The sequence below is a fragment of the Pseudomonas sp. PA-6-3C genome, assembly GCF_021605825.1.
In the GTDB taxonomy this organism is placed as follows: Bacteria; Pseudomonadota; Gammaproteobacteria; order Pseudomonadales; family Pseudomonadaceae; genus Aquipseudomonas; species Aquipseudomonas edaphica.
In genome coordinates this window covers 22,541-36,856 of record NZ_WKDV01000026.1, presented here as the reverse complement: position 1 = coordinate 36,856, position 14,316 = coordinate 22,541, and the positions used below count along the sequence as shown (strand labels likewise).

Sequence of the window (14,316 nt, the reverse complement as noted above, 5' to 3'; positions counted from 1 at the left end):
GTGCCAATGCCTGTCTCACGAAATTCGGGAGGCAACTGTCGCAAAAAGGGCGAAATGATCAAACCACTGAATGAATTTTTGCAGGAAATCGACGCAGGCGACTGGGCTGTCATCAGTTCCGCTACCGATTACCCCGAAAACTGGGTGATCCCCGAGCATAGCCACGAAAAGCACCAGTTACTCTACGCCATCGAGGGCGTGATGGTGGTGCACTCGGCGCACAACCAATGGACGGTGCCGTCCAATCGTGGCTTCTGGATGCCTTGCGGGCAAGTCCACTCGCTGCGCTGTGTCGGCCCGTTGAAAATGCGCAGTGTGTTTGTGCGCCCCGATGCGTTCCCGAACCTGCCGACCGAGACCAAGGCGGTGAGCGTTTCACCGTTGCTCAGTGAGCTGATCAAGGCGTCGGTGAGTTTGAAACCGCCGTATGCCGAGGACTCACGCGATGCGCGGATCATGCACCTGATCCTCGATGAGCTGGCGATTCTGCCGGCCTTGCCGCTGTCGTTGCCGCAGCCCGGCGACCCGCGTGTCAACCGGATTTGCCTGGCGCTGCAGCAGGATCCCGGGGATGCGTCGACGGTGGAGGATTGGAGTGGGCGCCTTGAGCTGGACCAGAAGACCATCCAGCGTCTGTTTCGCAAGGAAACCGGGTTGACCTTTGGCCAATGGCGCCAGCAGGCGCGCTTGCTGCTGGCGCTGGAGCGGATTGCGGTGGGGCAGAAGATTATCGATGTTGCCATCGAACTGGGCTACGAGAGCCCGAGCGCCTTTACCAGCATGTTCAAGAAACAGTTTGGCAAGACGCCGAGTCAGTTTTTCAGGTAGGGCGGCTGGCCATCAACCCCGGCGCTGAGTGCCGCGCGGCCAGGCCTGCCAGCAGCGCAGCTACCCCCAGCGTGGCTGCGCTCAGTTCAAAGGTGGCCTGATAACCGCTGTGGTCGAACGCCACGCCACCGACAGTGGCACCGGCAGTAATCGCCAATTGAATGATTGCCACCATTAATCCACCGCCGGCCTCGGCATCGTCCGGCAACACGTGCGCCAGCCAGGTCCACCAACCCACCGGCGCGGCGGTAGCCACGAAACCCCAGCAACCGAGTAACACGGCTGTGGTGATCGGCGAGCCGCCGAAGGCCACCAGGGCCACGGCGATCAACGCCATGATCAATGGAATGGCAATCAGCACAGGATACAGGCGGTTTTTCAGCACGCGCTCTATCAGCACAGTGCCCGCCAGCCCGGCCAGGCCGAGCACCAACAGCAGCAACGAGAGTGTGGAGGTACTGACCCGCGTGGCGCTTTCCAGAAACGGACGCAGGTAAGTGAACAGCATGAACTGGCCCATGAAAAAGCCGCTGATGGCGAGCATGCCCAGGGCCACAGGCGTCTGTTTGAACAAGCGCAGCACGTTGCCAGTCTTGGCCTGGCCTTGCACCTTGATCGCGGGCAAGCTGAACAGCAGCCATAGGCCAGCCGCTACCGCCACCGGCACGACGCAGAAAAATGCGCCACGCCAACCGATCAGTGCGCCGAGAAAACTGCCCAAGGGCGCCGCGATCACTGTCGCCAGTGCGTTGCCGCCATTCACGATCGCCAACGCGCGCGGTACTTGGGCCGTGGGCACCAGGCGCATGGCGGTCGCCGCCGACAGCGACCAGAAACCGCCGATGGCCACGCCGATCAGCGCGCGACCGAGCATGAACGTCAGGTAGTTCGGCGCCAGCGCCACCACGGTTCCAGACAGGATCATCAGGACGGTCAACGCCAACAGCAGACGCTTGCGCTCAACCCGCGCAGCGACGGCAGCGATGACCAGGCTGGTGAGCAAGGCGAACAGACCGGACACCGAGATGCCTTGGCCGGCCTGGCCTTCGGAAATCTGCAGGTCGGCGGCCAACGGCGTCAGCAGGCTTACCGGCATGAACTCAGAGGCCACCAGTGCGAACGCCGCCAACGACATCGCAAACACCGCGGCCCAGCTATGCATCTGTGATTTATCGGACATTATTTCAAGTGGCCTTTGAAGAAAGTGGCGAGTCTGTCGAAAGGGATCAGATCGACCCGGTCGTAAAGATCGACATGGCCTGCGCCCGGGATAATCAGCAGTTCCTTGGGCTCGGCCGCGCGTTGGTAGGCGTCTTCACTGAATTCACGTGAGTGCGCGTCGGCGCCGGCGATCAATAACAGCGGGCGAGGGGATAGCGTCTCGATATCGTTGAAGGGGTAGAAGTTCAGGAACTTCACATTACTGGTCAGGGTCGGCCGCGTGGTGGTTTGCGGTGAGCCGCCGACGGGTGTGAATTCGCCGCGCGCCGTACGGTAGAAATCGTAAAACTCATCACCCACCGCATCGCCGGTGAGGGTGGCTGGCGTGCCGCCGGTGTAGACGGTCTCGCCGCCCTGGAATTCCACATAACGCTGGTTGGCGGCCTGGCGCAGCAGCTGCTGACGTTGCGCCAGCGTCACGCTATGTTTGAGGCCATTGCGGTTGGCCGCACCCATGTCGTACATGCTCACGGTAGCGATTGCCTTAAAGCGTGGGTCAATCTTCGCGGCGGCAATGGCGAAGCTGCCACTGCCGCAAATACCGATCACACCGATGCGCTCGCGATCAACTTGCGGGCGGGTACCGAGGAAATCCACGGCAGCGCTGAAGTCCTCGACGTAGAGGTCGGGCAGCACCGCATTGCGTGGTGAGCCTGCGCTATCGCCCCAGAATGACAAGTCTAGAGACAAGGTGACGAAGCCTTGTTCGGCCATTTTGGTGGCGTAGAGGTCTGCGCTCTGCTCTTTGACGGCGCCCATCGGGTGCCCAACCACAAGGGCTGGGTTTTTTGCGCCGGGGGCGAGGTTTTTCGGCATGAACAAATGGCCCGCCACCGCCATGCCGTACTGGTTGTTGAAGGTGACGTTTTGCACCGTCACTTTGTCGCTTTTGTAGAAGTTGTCAGCACCGTTGGACATATCGGCTCCCAATGAAGAAAAAGACGTCAGCAGCACGCTCAGGGCGAGCAAAAGGCTTTTCATGGCGTGATCCCGGATAAGGTTGGTCCGCGCATTTTCCCGGCATGGACCGGCGTTCTGTAGTGCGTTCCAGTGGATTACTTGCCTGATCCTCTGAGTCTTGTGGGTTGTCGGTGACACTTGCTTGGTGTGCGCGGTACAGTTCGGTCACGCGTTAAAAGAGCCTTTTATGACGATTAATCCATTGCCCCTGGACGCCTTGATCCAGGCGATCAACGCGCAGGTCACGGCGCCCGGCGATTACCCCATGCCAGTCCCGGGCCTGGGCTTTTATCGGCGTGAGCAGCCGGCAGCGCCGGTGGTGTGCATGGTCGAGCCGTGCGTCGTGCTGGTCGCCCAGGGTGAAAAACAACTGTGGGTCGGCGGTGAAGGCTACCCCTATGACCCGACGCGGTTTCTGCTGACGTCTTTGGATATCCCGGCCAACTCCGAAGTGCTGGTTGCCAGCCCGGCCCGGCCCTGCCTGGGCCTGACCTACAAACTGGACCTGCGCATCCTCGCCGAGCTGATCGCCCAGAGTGAGTTGCCGCCCACTCGGGAGCGGGCAGTGATGAAAGGGGTGGGAATCGGCACGGTCACCGAAGGCATGCTGGCAGCGTTCGCACGCTTGGTCGCTTTGCTGGACGAACCCGAGGCGATCCCGGTACTCGCGCCGTTGATTCAGCGTGAAATCCATTACCGGCTGTTAAAGACCGACCAGGCCGGGCGCCTGCGCAGGATCTGCGCCGTTGACGGGCAGGGCTATCGGATCGCCAAGGCGATCGATTGGCTGAAGCTCAATTACACCGCGCCGTTGCGGGTGGAGGAATTGGCTGCGCGGGTGCAGATGAGCGCTGCCACCTTTCATCATCACTTTCGTCACCTGACCGCGATGAGCCCTTTGCAGTATCAGAAATGGCTGCGCTTGAATGAAGCGCGGCGCTTGATGCTCAACGAACATCAAGACGTGTCCAGTGCGGCGTTCAAGGTGGGTTATGAAAGCCCGTCACAGTTCAGTCGCGAGTACAGCCGGCTGTTCGGTGTGCCACCCAAGCGCGATATGGCCGCCTTGCGCGGCAAGCTCACTGATCAACCGAGCTCAAGTTAGCGAAAAAAATACAGCCAATCAGCCGCGCAAACAGGCTCAGGGTTTCCGGCAGGTTGGGGTCTTCAAACAGCATCGCGCGCGAATCCAGCGCGCACAATGCGCCGAACAGGCGCCCATCAGGCAGGAAGATCGGCGCACCGGCGTAGCTTTCGATGGCGAACTGCTTGACCACCGGGCGCGCGGCGAAGCGGCCGTTGTGGCTGATCTGCGGGATGAACAGGGTCTGCGGGTTAATGCAGAACTCACTGCACAGTGTGGTTTCGAGGTCGAGTACGTCGTCGACATGAATGCCCATGTCGGCCGTGTCGTGCACCGAGCAGACGACCCACTCAAGGTCAGTGAATTTGGCGATGCCGGCAAAGCGCATGCCGGTCAAGCGGGTAACCAGTTGCAGGATGCTGGTGGTGGCTTCTATTTCGGCGATGGCAGCGCGTTCGTCGGCGCTGAGTAGCGAGTGTGCTGCGGTGACGCTTGGAACCATGCTTAGGCACTCCAAAGGCATGGCGGCAGGGGCCGCCACACCAGGTCAGTAGTCAGTTGATGCGTGGGTGCTGCTGCACCAGGTTCTGGCGCTTGGCTTCCAGTTCGGCAATCTGAGTGTCGATGTCTTCGATCTTCTGCTCGATATTGTCGTGGTGCTCTTGCAGTATTTCCTTGGCTTCTGCCATGTCCGAGGCCGCAGGCGCGGCGCCGCGCAGTGGCTTGTTGGCGGTTTCCTTCATGGTCAGGCCGGTGATCAGGCCGACCACGGCAAACACCATCAGGTAGTAGGCGGGCATGAACAGGTCGTTGGTGCTTTCCACCAGCCACGCCACGGCGGTGGGGGTGACACCGGCGATCAATACCGAGACGTTGAACGCACTGGCCAGCGCGCTGTAGCGCAGGTGCGTGGGGAACATCGCCGGCAGGGTCGAGGCCATCACACCGATAAAGAAGTTGAGGACCACCGCCAGGATCAGCAGGCCGGCGAAGATCAGGCCGATCTTGCCGCTGGTGATCAGCATGAACGCCGGAATGGACAGGAACAGCAGGCCCACGCTGCCGGCGATGATGAAGGGCTTGCGGCCGATCTTGTCACTGACAAAGCCGATAAATGGCTGCACGAACAGCATGCCGACCATGATCGCGATGATGATCAGTACGCCGCTGTTTTCTTTGTAATGCAGGTTGTGCGACAGGTAGCTGGGCATATACGTGAGCAGCATGTAGTACGTCACGTTGGTGGCCGCGACGATACCGATGCAGGTCAGCAGGCTGCGCCAATGCTGGGTCGCGACTTCCTTGAACGAGACTTTGGGGCCGTGGGTCAGGCCCTGGCGGTCGCCTTGTTCGAGCTTGTCCATGTGCTGCTGGAAGGCCGGGGTTTCTTCCAGCGCGTGACGCAGGTACAGGCCGATGATGCCCAGGGGCAGGGCGAGGAAGAACGGCAGGCGCCAGCCCCAGGCCTCGAAGTCAGCTTCACCGAGGATCGTCGAGATCAGTACCACGACGCCGGCACCGAGCACAAAACCGGCGATGGAGCCGAAGTCCAGCCAGCTGCCAAGGAACCCGCGTTTACGGTCCGGTGCATATTCGGCGACAAAGATCGAGGCGCCGGTGTATTCACCGCCCACCGAGAAGCCCTGGGCCATTTTGCACAACAGCAGCAGGATCGGCGCCCAGATGCCTATCGAGGCGTAGCCGGGGATCAGGCCGATGGCGAAGGTGCTCAGGGACATGATCACGATGGTGGCGGCCAATACTTTCTGCCGCCCGTATTTGTCACCCAGGGCACCGAAGAACAGGCCGCCCAGCGGGCGAATCAGGAAGGGCACGGAGAAGGTACCCAAGGCAGCGATCATTTGTACGCTGGGCGAGGCGTCGGGGAAGAACACCTTGCCGAGCACATAGGCGACGAACCCGTAGACACCAAAGTCGAACCACTCCATGGCGTTACCCAGTGCGGCGGCGGTGATCGCCTTGCGCACCTTGGTATCGTCGACGATGGTGATGTCTTTCAAACCGATGGGTTTGACGCTTTTCTTACGTAATTTCATGCGGGTCACTCTAAAACTGAACAGGGGAGGTGCCATCGTTGCGATGGCACCGCTCTGTCAGTTCAGATACAAGCCGACATGAAATAATTCACCTCTATTTGCGTTTTTTTGCTGATGCGTTGAACTTCATGGCATCAACAAGGAATTATGCGCATGCCTGACACCCTCTCACGGCTGATCTACCGCAAGCCCGAAGCCAACGATGTGCAGCGATTGTTCGCGATCTTCGGTGACCCGCAGACAAATATGTTCAACCCTGCAGGGCCGATGGCCAGCCTGGAGCACGCCCAGCGTGTGCTCAACCATTGGCTCGAACAGTGGGCCGCCCAGGGTTATGGCTGGTGGGCGATCGCCCGTAAGGAGCCGCCTGGGCACCTCATTGGCTTTGGCGGCATAGCGCCGCTTAATTACCTGACCGAGCGGCGCATCAACCTGGGTTATCGCTTCGCCGTGGAGGCGTGGGGGCAGGGCTACGCCACCGAGCTGGGTCGGGATGCGCTGGCGCTGGCCTTCCAAACACTGAATCTGCCGGAGGTTTTCGGCCTGGTGCGACCCGATCATGCGGCTTCGATCCGTGTGTTGGAAAAGCTAGGCATGCAGCCCTACGGCCTGCTCGACGATGTACCGGGCAAGGCGCCTAGCCGGGTGTTTCGCGTTTGTCATCCTACAACCGCTTTGAACTGATTGTTTATACGCCCAAGTAATACCTGAAGAAACGGCAATCTTTCAGATTGACACCGCCAAGGCGCCCGGCTATAAAAGTCGCAGTTGTACGACGACATATGACGTTACATATGTCCTATCTAACAAAAATAAAAAGTGATGCCATGAATTTGAATGAGCCCATCAACGCCCACCGCGTCGGCCAGGCCGTCGGCAACTATCGCTGGACCATCTGCGCGATGTTGTTCTTTGCCACCACCGTCAATTACCTCGACCGCCAAGTGCTCAGCCTCTTGGCGCCGCAACTGTCGACGCAATTTGGCTGGAGCAACACCGATTACGCCAACATCGCTGCGGTGTTCCAGTTCGTTTATGCGATTGCCATGCTGTTTGCCGGGCGGTTTGTCGACAAGATCGGCACCAAGGCGGCCTATGTGGTGGCGATTGCCATCTGGTCCACCGGCGCGATCATGCATGCGTTCTCGGTGCCGATGGGCGCGGGGATTGCCTCGCTCAGCGCCGCCATCGGCCTGGCGGTGATCCCGGTGTCGATTGCTGGCTTTATGCTCTCCCGCGCCGTGCTGGCGATTGGCGAGGCGGGCAACTTCCCCATCGCGATCAAGGCTACTGCGGAATATTTCCCGAAAAAAGAACGCTCCCTGGCCACCGGCATCTTCAACTCCGGCGCCAACGTGGGTGCAATCCTCGCGCCGATCTGTGTGCCGCTGATTGCCGGCATGTGGGGCTGGGAAGCCGCGTTTATCGTGATCGGCATGCTCGGGTTTGTGTGGGTGGCGGTGTGGTCGATGCTCTATGAGAAACCGGAGCAGCAAAAGCGCTTGTCCGCCGAAGAACTCGCCTACATTCGCAGTGACCAGACCGTACAGCCTTTCGCGCCTGAGCCTGTGGGGGCGACGCCGAAAAAAGTCTCGTGGTTCAAGCTGCTGACCTACCGCCAGACCTGGGCGTTCGCCTTCGGCAAGTTCATGACCGACGGCGTGTGGTGGTTTTTCCTGTTCTGGCTGCCCACGTACCTGTCGGCGCAATACAACATGAAAGGCGCGGATATCGTGATGCCGTTGGCCGTGCTGTACAGCATGACCATGGTCGGCAGTATCGGCGGCGGCTGGTTCCCCAGCTACTTTATGGCGCGCGGTGATGCCCCGTATGACGGCCGCATGAAAGCCATGCTGGTGATCGCGCTGTTCCCTCTGGTGGTGCTGTTGGCGCAACCGTTCGGTTACCTGAGCTTCTGGGTGCCGGTGTTGTTGATCGGCGTGGGCGCCTCGGCGCACCAGGCGTGGTCGTGCAACATTTTCACTACCGTGTCGGATATGTTCCCGCAAAAAACCGTGGCATCGGTGGTCGGCATCGGCGGTATGGCGGGCGGCCTGGGCGGCGTAGTGATGACCAAGATCGGTGGCTGGGTGTTCGACTACTACAAGTCCATCAACGACATTCACACCGGCTATATGATCATGTTTGCGATCTGTGCCCTGGCCTACCTCGTGGCGTGGAGCGTGATGAAGGCGCTGGTGCCGCGGCATAAGGAAATCACTGACCTGTAAACCCGTCCCCTGTGGCGAGGGCGCTTGCTCCCGTTGGACTGCGTAGCAGTCCCATGCTCTTGAAGCAAAGAGCAGGGGCCGCTTCGCAGCCCAGCGGGAGCAAGCTCCCTCGCCACAGTGACAAGGTTCAACGGCGGTTACCGATTGCGTGTCACCCGCCAAACGGTGTTGGCCAAGTCGTCAGCAATGATCAGCGCACCTTTGGGGTCGACCGTCACGCCCACCGGGCGGCCACGGGTCTTGCCGTCGTCGCCACGGAAACCGGTGGCGAAATCAATCGGTTCGCCAGTCGGCTTGCCGTTGCTGAACGGTACGAAGATCACCTTGTAGCCCACCGGGTTGTCGCGGTTCCAGCTGCCGTGTTCGCCGACAAACACGCCGTCGGCGAATTGTTCACCCATGGCCGGTATCGAAAAATCCACGCCGAGTGCCGCAACATGCGAGCCCAGGCTGTAATCCGGCTTGATCGCGGCCGCCACTTTCAGTGGGTTCTGCGGTTGCGCGCGGGGGTCGACGTTCTGGCCCCAGTAGCTGTAGGGCCAGCCGTAGAAGGCGCCTTCGCGCACTGAGGTGAGGTAGTCCGGCACCAGGTCGGGGCCGAGTTCATCGCGTTCGTTGACCACCGTCCACAATTGCCCCGAGCCCGGCTGAATGGTCAGTGCGGTCGGGTTGCGCAGGCCGGTGGCGTAGGGCTTGTGCGCGCCGCTGGCTGCGTCGATCTGCCAGACCATGGCGCGGTCGATCTCCACTTCCATGCCGCGCTCGGTGATGTTGCTGTTGGAGCCAATGCCCACATAGAGCTGGCGCCCGTCTTCGCTGATGGCCAGGGATTTGGTCCAGTGATGGTTGATCTGCGCCGGCAGGTCGGTGATTTTGGTCGGCGCGCCGCTGGCTTTGGTCTGGCCGTCGGTATAGTCGAAGCGCACCAGGGCATCCTGGTTGGCCACGTACAGCTTGCCGTCGGCGAAAGCCAGGCCATAGGGCGCGTTGAGGTTGTCGGCAAACACGGTCTTGAGCTCGTAGTTGCCGTCACCGTCGGCATCGCGCAGCAACGTGATGCGGTTACCGCTCTTGACCTTGGTGTTGCCCTGGGCCTTGATCACGCTGGCGATTACGTCCTTGGGCTTGAGTTTGGCCGCACTGCCGCCACGGCCTTCGGCAACGAGAATATCGCCGTTGGGCAGCACCAGCGTCTGGCGTGGAATGGCCAGGTCGGTGGCGATGGCCGTGACGCTGTAGCCTTGCGGCACCGTGGGTTTTTGCTCGCCCCAGGGTGTCGGCTCGGCAATCTTCATGCTCGGCAGCAGGCTGCTTTGTTGCTCGGGCAGTTTGGGATCGGGACCGCGTGCCTGGGTTTTGTCGCCGGCGTCGCCACACGCGCTCAGCAACAGCGCTGCGCTCAGCAAGGTCAGCGTATTGAGTGGGTTCATTTGGCAGCTCCCGAGCGCAGGTTGGTCAGGCCGACCCATGTGGCAACAATCGCCAGAACCGTCACGATCACCGACAGTACCAGGCCAACAGGCATCATGGCGTAGGCGTCCTTGGCATGTTGGAAGGCGTTGACCAGCCCGAGTCCCCAGGTGATCAGTAACAGCAGGAAGTACGCGGCGGGGCGTCCGCCTTTATGCTCGGCGCGCACCAGGTTGACCAGCGCGAACAACAATGCAAAGCCACAAAACACTAAGGCACCGGCGATCAGCCAGGACGCGAAGTTGGCCCATTGGATCTGATAGGTCTGGCCGTAGGCGATGTCACTGAGCAACGTGCCCAGAAACAACGGCACGGTGCCGGCCAACAGGGTCGAGTGCAGCGGGCCAGGCCTGACGAGTGGGTAGGCGGGAAGGGTGGTCATGGGGTCGCGGCTCCTTGTTTTATCCAACGCCCCGGGGCGGGGCAGCGCATAGGGAAGGAGCGTAGAGCCTGGCGGATAGTTCAGCGCAATTCGTGTCGAAATATTATTTCAGGGTTTGACAGCGCCTCAACGGGTCCACACATAGCGCACCTCTTCCAGCGTCACGCCACCGCGCACCAGCGTGCGACGGCTACCCGGGTCTTCAGTGCCGCCAAAGCGTGTATAGAAACGTACGGCTCTTTGGTTGGCGGCTAAAACCCATAAGGAAATGCGTTTATAACCCTGTTCAACCAAACGTTGGAAACCCGCCTGCCACAATTGCGCGCCGATGCCGTGACCCCAGTAGTCCGCCAACACGTAGATAGCCATGACCTCTCCCGATGCGACCTCAGGCGTGTCCGTATCCCGGCAAAGGCCCAGCGACAGCCAGCCGATAACGTTGCCATCCACTTCGGCGACTAATACGCCAGCGTCTTGGCTTTCAATCAAGCGCGCCCAGTTAGCCTCTTTCTGCGGCAGTGTTGTGCTCAGCGAGGCCAGAAAATCTGCTGGCATCAGGTCTACATAAGCCTGTTGCCAACTGCTCACATGCACCTGAGCGATGTGCTTGGCGTCCTTGGGCAATGCATCGCGAATCATAACCATCCCTTGTCGTTAATTTGTCGAAACCAGGGTGCCCATTCACTGTTACAGAATAGGTTCTCATTATGCAGAACCCTGAAAACTGGCATGCTTCAGGGCCTGACAAAAGGAACCCTGTCCATGCCAACCCTGCACCTGCTGTGCGGCAAGATCGCCTCCGGCAAATCCACCCTGGCCAACACTTTGGCCGCTGAACACGCCGCCATCCTGTTGAGCGAAGACCATTGGCTCGCCACACTTTACCCAGGCGAAGTCCTCTCGATTGCCGATTACGTGAGCTGCGCCCAGCGTATTCGAGGTGTGCTCGGGCCGTTGGTGATCAACGTGCTGCAATCGGGCATCAACGTGGTGTTGGACTTCCCAGCCAATACGCTGGCTAATCGCGAGTGGCTGCTGAGCTTGGCTCAGGCTGCGCAAGCGCCGCACTGCCTGCACTATCTGGAGCTGGATGACGCCACCTGCCGCAGCCGTTTACAGACGCGCAATGCCCAGGGCGAGCATGATTTCGCCGCCACCGACGCCGAGTTTGACCTGATCACCCGCCATTTCTGTGTGCCGAGTGAGGCGGAAGGCCTGGTGATCGAGGTGCATCACCCATGAGTACGGTGACCGGTGTGGATGCCCAGGGCTGTGTGCTGACGCTGGGCAATGCCGCCTTCCAGCCTGAGTTTGAGCCGCTGCTGGCGGATGTCATCGCCAGCCTCTCCCAGTCCGGGCTGGACGGCATTTATGTGTATGGCAGTGTCGCCAGGGGCGAAGCAAGCCCAGGCGAATCGGACCTGGACCTTAGCCTGATTCTGCTCGAACCGCCGGATGCACAGGTATTGGCACACTTGGAAACGCTGCGCCAGGCGCTGGAGCAACGCCACCCGGTGGTCACCAAGATTGACTTCGATATCGGCCACCGCGCCGAAGTACTGGCGCCCGAAAACGCAAATAAATGGGGTTTCTGGCTCAAGCATCATTGCCGTTGTGTGTGGGGCGAGGATCTTTCGCTGCGCTTTGAACGCTTCCAGCCTTCGCGCGAAATCGCCCTGGCGTTGAATGGTGATTTTGAATCCGTGTTGAGCGGCTATCTCAACCTCATCCATCAGGCCAATACCCCAACCGAGCGCCTGCGGCTGCAACGCGAAGCGGCTCGCAAGCTGATTCGAGCGACCAACATATTGCGCGGCCCCGACGCGCCCTGGCCGTACACCCTCGAAGAGCACGTTGCCTTGTTCGTACAGCATCACCCCGCGATGCGCATCCAGATCGCGTATTTCCTGTTCGAGGCGCGAAACCCGAGTGCCGTGGGCGAGCCCTTCAGCGTGCGACTGCAAACCTTTATCGACTGGATGGTTTCACAGCAGGTATAGACAGCAGGTATAGATAGGTAATTTGGCACTCAGGCTCACTTTACCTACGCTGCGCACATCAGGATTTAAAACGCCCGACCAAGCCATTCAGCTCCTGCGACAGGCTCGATAACCGCCCCGAATCATCCTGCGCAGCATTGGCCAGGCTCTCCACCAACCTTGCCTCGTCATAGATCTGCTGGATATGGCGGTTGATTTCTTCGGCCACGCTGTGTTGTTCCTCGGCGGCGGCGGAAATCTGCAGGTTCTGGTCGCGGATCTCGTTTACCGACAACTGGATGCCCTCGAAACTGTCCCGCGCGTTTTCGATGGACGACACGCTGGCGCGGGACAGGTCCAGGCAACTGCTCATCTTCTGGGTGACTTCTTCGGTCTTGCTGCCGAGGGTGCCGAGCAACTGCTCGATCTCGCCGGTGGAGTCGGAGGTGCGCTTGGCCAGCGCGCGCACTTCATCGGCCACCACGGCAAAACCACGGCCCTGATCACCGGCGCGGGCGGCTTCGATGGCGGCGTTGAGGGCCAGCAGGTTGGTCTGCTCGGCGATGGCGCGAATAGTGCCGAGGATCTGGTTGATGCTGCGGCTGCCGGCTTCCAGCTCGACCATGGCCTGGGATGACTCGGTCAGGCGGCGGCCCAGGCGGTTGACGTTATCGGTGGTGACTTCGATCTGCTGTTTGCCTTCGGCCACACGGCGATGGCCGTTCTCGGCCGACTCCGCCGCGCCGCTGCACGAGCGTGCGACTTCGTTGGCGGTGGCGACCATTTCATTGAACGCGGTAGACACCAATTCCACCGCCTCACGCTGGCGCCCGGCGGCTTCGTTCATGTTGTGTGCCACTTCGCTGTTGACCCGTGACGCGTCCTGAAGATTGGTGGAGGCCGCGCCAATATGCTGGATCAGTTGACGGATTGCGGCGAGGAATTTATTGAACCAGCCCGCCAGCTCGGCAGTTTCATCCTTGCCCTGTACTTGCAGCTCATGGCGCAAATCGCCTTCACCCTGGGCGATGGACTGCAAGCCGGTGCTGACCTGGCCGATCGGTTTGACGATCACCTTGGAAAACGCCGCGGCGATCAGCCCGAAGATCAGCACCAGCACGGCCACGATTGCCGTGGTCAGGTAGGTCATGCGCGTCGCCGCTGCCATGACTTCGTTGTATTCGATCAGCCCCACATACCGCCAGCCCAGGCCCGGCGAGGTCCACACGTTGGCCATGTAGCGCACGCCGTCGATGACCACCTCGGTTGAGCCCTGGGGCGTCTCGGCCAGGTGCGCATAGGGCGCGCCGAGGTCCTTGAGCGGCTTGAAGTTGTGCGCGGCGTTGCGCGGGTCGACCAGCACCACGCCGTCTTCGATCAACATCACGTAGCCGCTTTCACCCAGCTTGATGCTCTTGAGCAATTCGGTGAGGTTCTTCAGCGACACGCTGACCACGAACACGCCCTTGGCCTTGCCGCTGCTGTCGAGCAGCGCACGTGCGGTGCCCACCAGCGCCACATCATCCTTGTCGTAGTAGTAAGCGGGTGTGCGCACGGTCTTGTTGGGGCTGGCCATGGCAGCCTTGTACCAGGGGCGGGTGCGCGGGTCGTATTTGGCCAGTTGTGGGTCATCGGGCCATTTGGCGTAGGTGCCGTCTTCGAGGCCAATGGACAGAATCGCAGCGGAAGGGTGGGTGGCGCCAAAACGGGCAAACTGGTCGATTACCTGCTGCGCCTGGGCGGGCATTGGCTGACTCGCGGCGTTTGCAGGCTGATAATCTTTTAGAGTGTTCACTGAAGTGTATACAGGATCAGCGGACATTTGATCGACGTTCTGCAAGGTGCCGTCGAAGAATTGCCGGATATTGCCATCGATCTGACGTATTTCGCGGGTGCTGCCATCAATAAACTGATCGACCGCCTGAGTCCGCGTGTTCATGACGGAGATAACTGCAACCAGGCTAACCGGGATAAAGGCGACAGAGACGAACGCGAGAACGAGCTTGTTTTTTATTTTCATCGAGACGACCACTGGGCGAAGAGGCGATTTGATATCACTGACTGTCTCGGCCCGAGGGTTATAAAGCTTTAGCTTTATTTTGTG

At 60.4% G+C, this 14,316-nt stretch carries 15 protein-coding genes and 1 pseudogene; 7 read left to right on the top strand and 9 right to left on the bottom strand.

The window, feature by feature from the left end; genetic code table 11:
• Positions 1-6: 6 nt before the first annotated feature.
• Positions 7-828, top strand: a complete 822-nt coding sequence (locus GIW48_RS17930) for an AraC family transcriptional regulator (RefSeq protein ID WP_236462806.1) — start codon at positions 7-9, stop codon at positions 826-828.
• On the opposite strand, the gene GIW48_RS17925 is transcribed toward GIW48_RS17930, so the two are convergent.
• Together GIW48_RS17925 and GIW48_RS17920 are read right to left on the bottom strand one after the other, a co-directional pair.
• Positions 821-2,008, bottom strand: coding sequence for an MFS transporter (locus GIW48_RS17925; RefSeq protein WP_236462803.1), 1,188 nt, complete (start codon positions 2,006-2,008; stop codon positions 821-823). The two genes, GIW48_RS17930 and GIW48_RS17925, sit on opposite strands and share 8 nt — an antisense overlap.
• Complete coding sequence (locus tag GIW48_RS17920) at positions 2,008-3,030, bottom strand: alpha/beta hydrolase (RefSeq protein WP_099549642.1); 1,023 nt, start codon at positions 3,028-3,030, stop codon at positions 2,008-2,010. The genes GIW48_RS17925 and GIW48_RS17920 overlap by 1 nt, the downstream gene beginning before the upstream one ends.
• A gap of 166 nt (positions 3,031-3,196) precedes the next feature.
• On the opposite strand from GIW48_RS17920, the gene GIW48_RS17915 reads away from it, so the two are divergent.
• Positions 3,197-4,114, top strand: coding sequence for an AraC family transcriptional regulator (locus GIW48_RS17915; RefSeq protein WP_236461507.1), 918 nt, complete (start codon positions 3,197-3,199; stop codon positions 4,112-4,114).
• Here GIW48_RS17915 and GIW48_RS17910 read toward each other — a convergent pair.
• Together GIW48_RS17910 and proP are read right to left on the bottom strand one after the other, a co-directional pair.
• Positions 4,089-4,595 (bottom strand): GAF domain-containing protein, encoded by a 507-nt coding sequence (locus tag GIW48_RS17910; RefSeq protein ID WP_017138954.1) that lies wholly within the window; start codon positions 4,593-4,595, stop codon positions 4,089-4,091. The two genes, GIW48_RS17915 and GIW48_RS17910, sit on opposite strands and share 26 nt — an antisense overlap.
• Before the next feature lie 52 nt (positions 4,596-4,647).
• Positions 4,648-6,150 carry a glycine betaine/L-proline transporter ProP gene (proP, locus tag GIW48_RS17905; RefSeq protein WP_017138953.1) on the bottom strand — a complete coding sequence of 501 codons (1,503 nt, stop codon included), beginning with the start codon at positions 6,148-6,150 and terminating at the stop codon, positions 4,648-4,650.
• Between the two features lie 153 nt (positions 6,151-6,303).
• On the opposite strand from proP, the gene GIW48_RS17900 reads away from it, so the two are divergent.
• Complete coding sequence (locus tag GIW48_RS17900; RefSeq protein WP_236461510.1) at positions 6,304-6,834, top strand: GNAT family N-acetyltransferase; 531 nt, start codon at positions 6,304-6,306, stop codon at positions 6,832-6,834.
• A gap of 143 nt (positions 6,835-6,977) precedes the next feature.
• Positions 6,978-8,381 carry an MFS transporter gene (locus GIW48_RS17895; RefSeq protein ID WP_099549644.1) on the top strand — a complete coding sequence of 468 codons (1,404 nt, stop codon included), beginning with the start codon at positions 6,978-6,980 and terminating at the stop codon, positions 8,379-8,381.
• A gap of 137 nt (positions 8,382-8,518) precedes the next feature.
• Here GIW48_RS17895 and GIW48_RS17890 read toward each other — a convergent pair whose 3' ends face one another.
• From GIW48_RS17890 to GIW48_RS17880, 3 genes are all read right to left on the bottom strand, one after another.
• The gene (locus tag GIW48_RS17890) at positions 8,519-9,811 is read right to left on the bottom strand and encodes a PQQ-dependent sugar dehydrogenase (RefSeq protein ID WP_236461513.1); all 1,293 of its coding nucleotides are present in this window, start codon (positions 9,809-9,811) and stop codon (positions 8,519-8,521) included.
• Positions 9,808-10,233 (bottom strand): DUF2231 domain-containing protein, encoded by a 426-nt coding sequence (locus tag GIW48_RS17885; protein ID WP_017138950.1) that lies wholly within the window; start codon positions 10,231-10,233, stop codon positions 9,808-9,810. The genes GIW48_RS17890 and GIW48_RS17885 overlap by 4 nt, the downstream gene beginning before the upstream one ends.
• 126 nt (positions 10,234-10,359) lie before the next feature.
• On the bottom strand, positions 10,360-10,872 hold the full coding sequence (locus GIW48_RS17880; RefSeq protein ID WP_017138949.1) for a GNAT family N-acetyltransferase: 513 nt from the start codon (positions 10,870-10,872) through the stop codon (positions 10,360-10,362).
• Positions 10,873-10,995: 123 nt separating this feature from the next.
• On the opposite strand from GIW48_RS17880, the gene GIW48_RS17875 reads away from it, so the two are divergent.
• Together GIW48_RS17875 and GIW48_RS17870 are read left to right on the top strand one after the other, a co-directional pair.
• Positions 10,996-11,475 carry an AAA family ATPase gene (locus GIW48_RS17875; RefSeq protein WP_236461516.1) on the top strand — a complete coding sequence of 160 codons (480 nt, stop codon included), beginning with the start codon at positions 10,996-10,998 and terminating at the stop codon, positions 11,473-11,475.
• On the top strand, positions 11,472-12,233 hold the full coding sequence (locus GIW48_RS17870) for a nucleotidyltransferase domain-containing protein (RefSeq protein WP_017138947.1): 762 nt from the start codon (positions 11,472-11,474) through the stop codon (positions 12,231-12,233). Before GIW48_RS17875 ends, GIW48_RS17870 begins: the two co-directional genes overlap by 4 nt.
• Before the next feature lie 58 nt (positions 12,234-12,291).
• Here the strand turns inward: GIW48_RS17870 and GIW48_RS29955 are convergent, their stop codons facing one another.
• Both GIW48_RS29955 and GIW48_RS29950 read right to left on the bottom strand, forming a co-directional pair.
• Positions 12,292-12,996 (bottom strand): methyl-accepting chemotaxis protein, encoded by a 705-nt coding sequence (locus tag GIW48_RS29955; RefSeq protein WP_414860371.1) that lies wholly within the window; start codon positions 12,994-12,996, stop codon positions 12,292-12,294.
• Positions 12,997-13,194: 198 nt separating this feature from the next.
• A pseudogene (locus tag GIW48_RS29950) lies at positions 13,195-14,034 on the bottom strand (cache domain-containing protein); the annotation flags it as partial.
• Between GIW48_RS29950 and GIW48_RS17860 the strand changes: the two are divergent.
• The gene (locus tag GIW48_RS17860) at positions 14,035-14,304 is read left to right on the top strand and encodes a hypothetical protein (protein ID WP_225933074.1); all 270 of its coding nucleotides are present in this window, start codon (positions 14,035-14,037) and stop codon (positions 14,302-14,304) included.
• Positions 14,305-14,316 lie beyond the last annotated feature (12 nt).

Coding starts and splice junctions, on each gene's coding strand:
- GIW48_RS17930 (WP_236462806.1), top strand. CDS start 7: ATGCCTGTCTCACGAAATTCGGGAGGCAACTGTCGCAAAAAGGGCGAA.
- GIW48_RS17925 (WP_236462803.1), bottom strand. CDS start 2,008: ATGTCCGATAAATCACAGATGCATAGCTGGGCCGCGGTGTTTGCGATG.
- GIW48_RS17920 (WP_099549642.1), bottom strand. CDS start 3,030: ATGAAAAGCCTTTTGCTCGCCCTGAGCGTGCTGCTGACGTCTTTTTCT.
- GIW48_RS17915 (WP_236461507.1), top strand. CDS start 3,197: ATGACGATTAATCCATTGCCCCTGGACGCCTTGATCCAGGCGATCAAC.
- GIW48_RS17910 (WP_017138954.1), bottom strand. CDS start 4,595: ATGGTTCCAAGCGTCACCGCAGCACACTCGCTACTCAGCGCCGACGAA.
- proP (WP_017138953.1), bottom strand. CDS start 6,150: ATGAAATTACGTAAGAAAAGCGTCAAACCCATCGGTTTGAAAGACATC.
- GIW48_RS17900 (WP_236461510.1), top strand. CDS start 6,304: ATGCCTGACACCCTCTCACGGCTGATCTACCGCAAGCCCGAAGCCAAC.
- GIW48_RS17895 (WP_099549644.1), top strand. CDS start 6,978: ATGAATTTGAATGAGCCCATCAACGCCCACCGCGTCGGCCAGGCCGTC.
- GIW48_RS17890 (WP_236461513.1), bottom strand. CDS start 9,811: ATGAACCCACTCAATACGCTGACCTTGCTGAGCGCAGCGCTGTTGCTG.
- GIW48_RS17885 (WP_017138950.1), bottom strand. CDS start 10,233: ATGACCACCCTTCCCGCCTACCCACTCGTCAGGCCTGGCCCGCTGCAC.
- GIW48_RS17880 (WP_017138949.1), bottom strand. CDS start 10,872: ATGATTCGCGATGCATTGCCCAAGGACGCCAAGCACATCGCTCAGGTG.
- GIW48_RS17875 (WP_236461516.1), top strand. CDS start 10,996: ATGCCAACCCTGCACCTGCTGTGCGGCAAGATCGCCTCCGGCAAATCC.
- GIW48_RS17870 (WP_017138947.1), top strand. CDS start 11,472: ATGAGTACGGTGACCGGTGTGGATGCCCAGGGCTGTGTGCTGACGCTG.
- GIW48_RS29955 (WP_414860371.1), bottom strand. CDS start 12,996: ATGGTCGCCACCGCCAACGAAGTCGCACGCTCGTGCAGCGGCGCGGCG.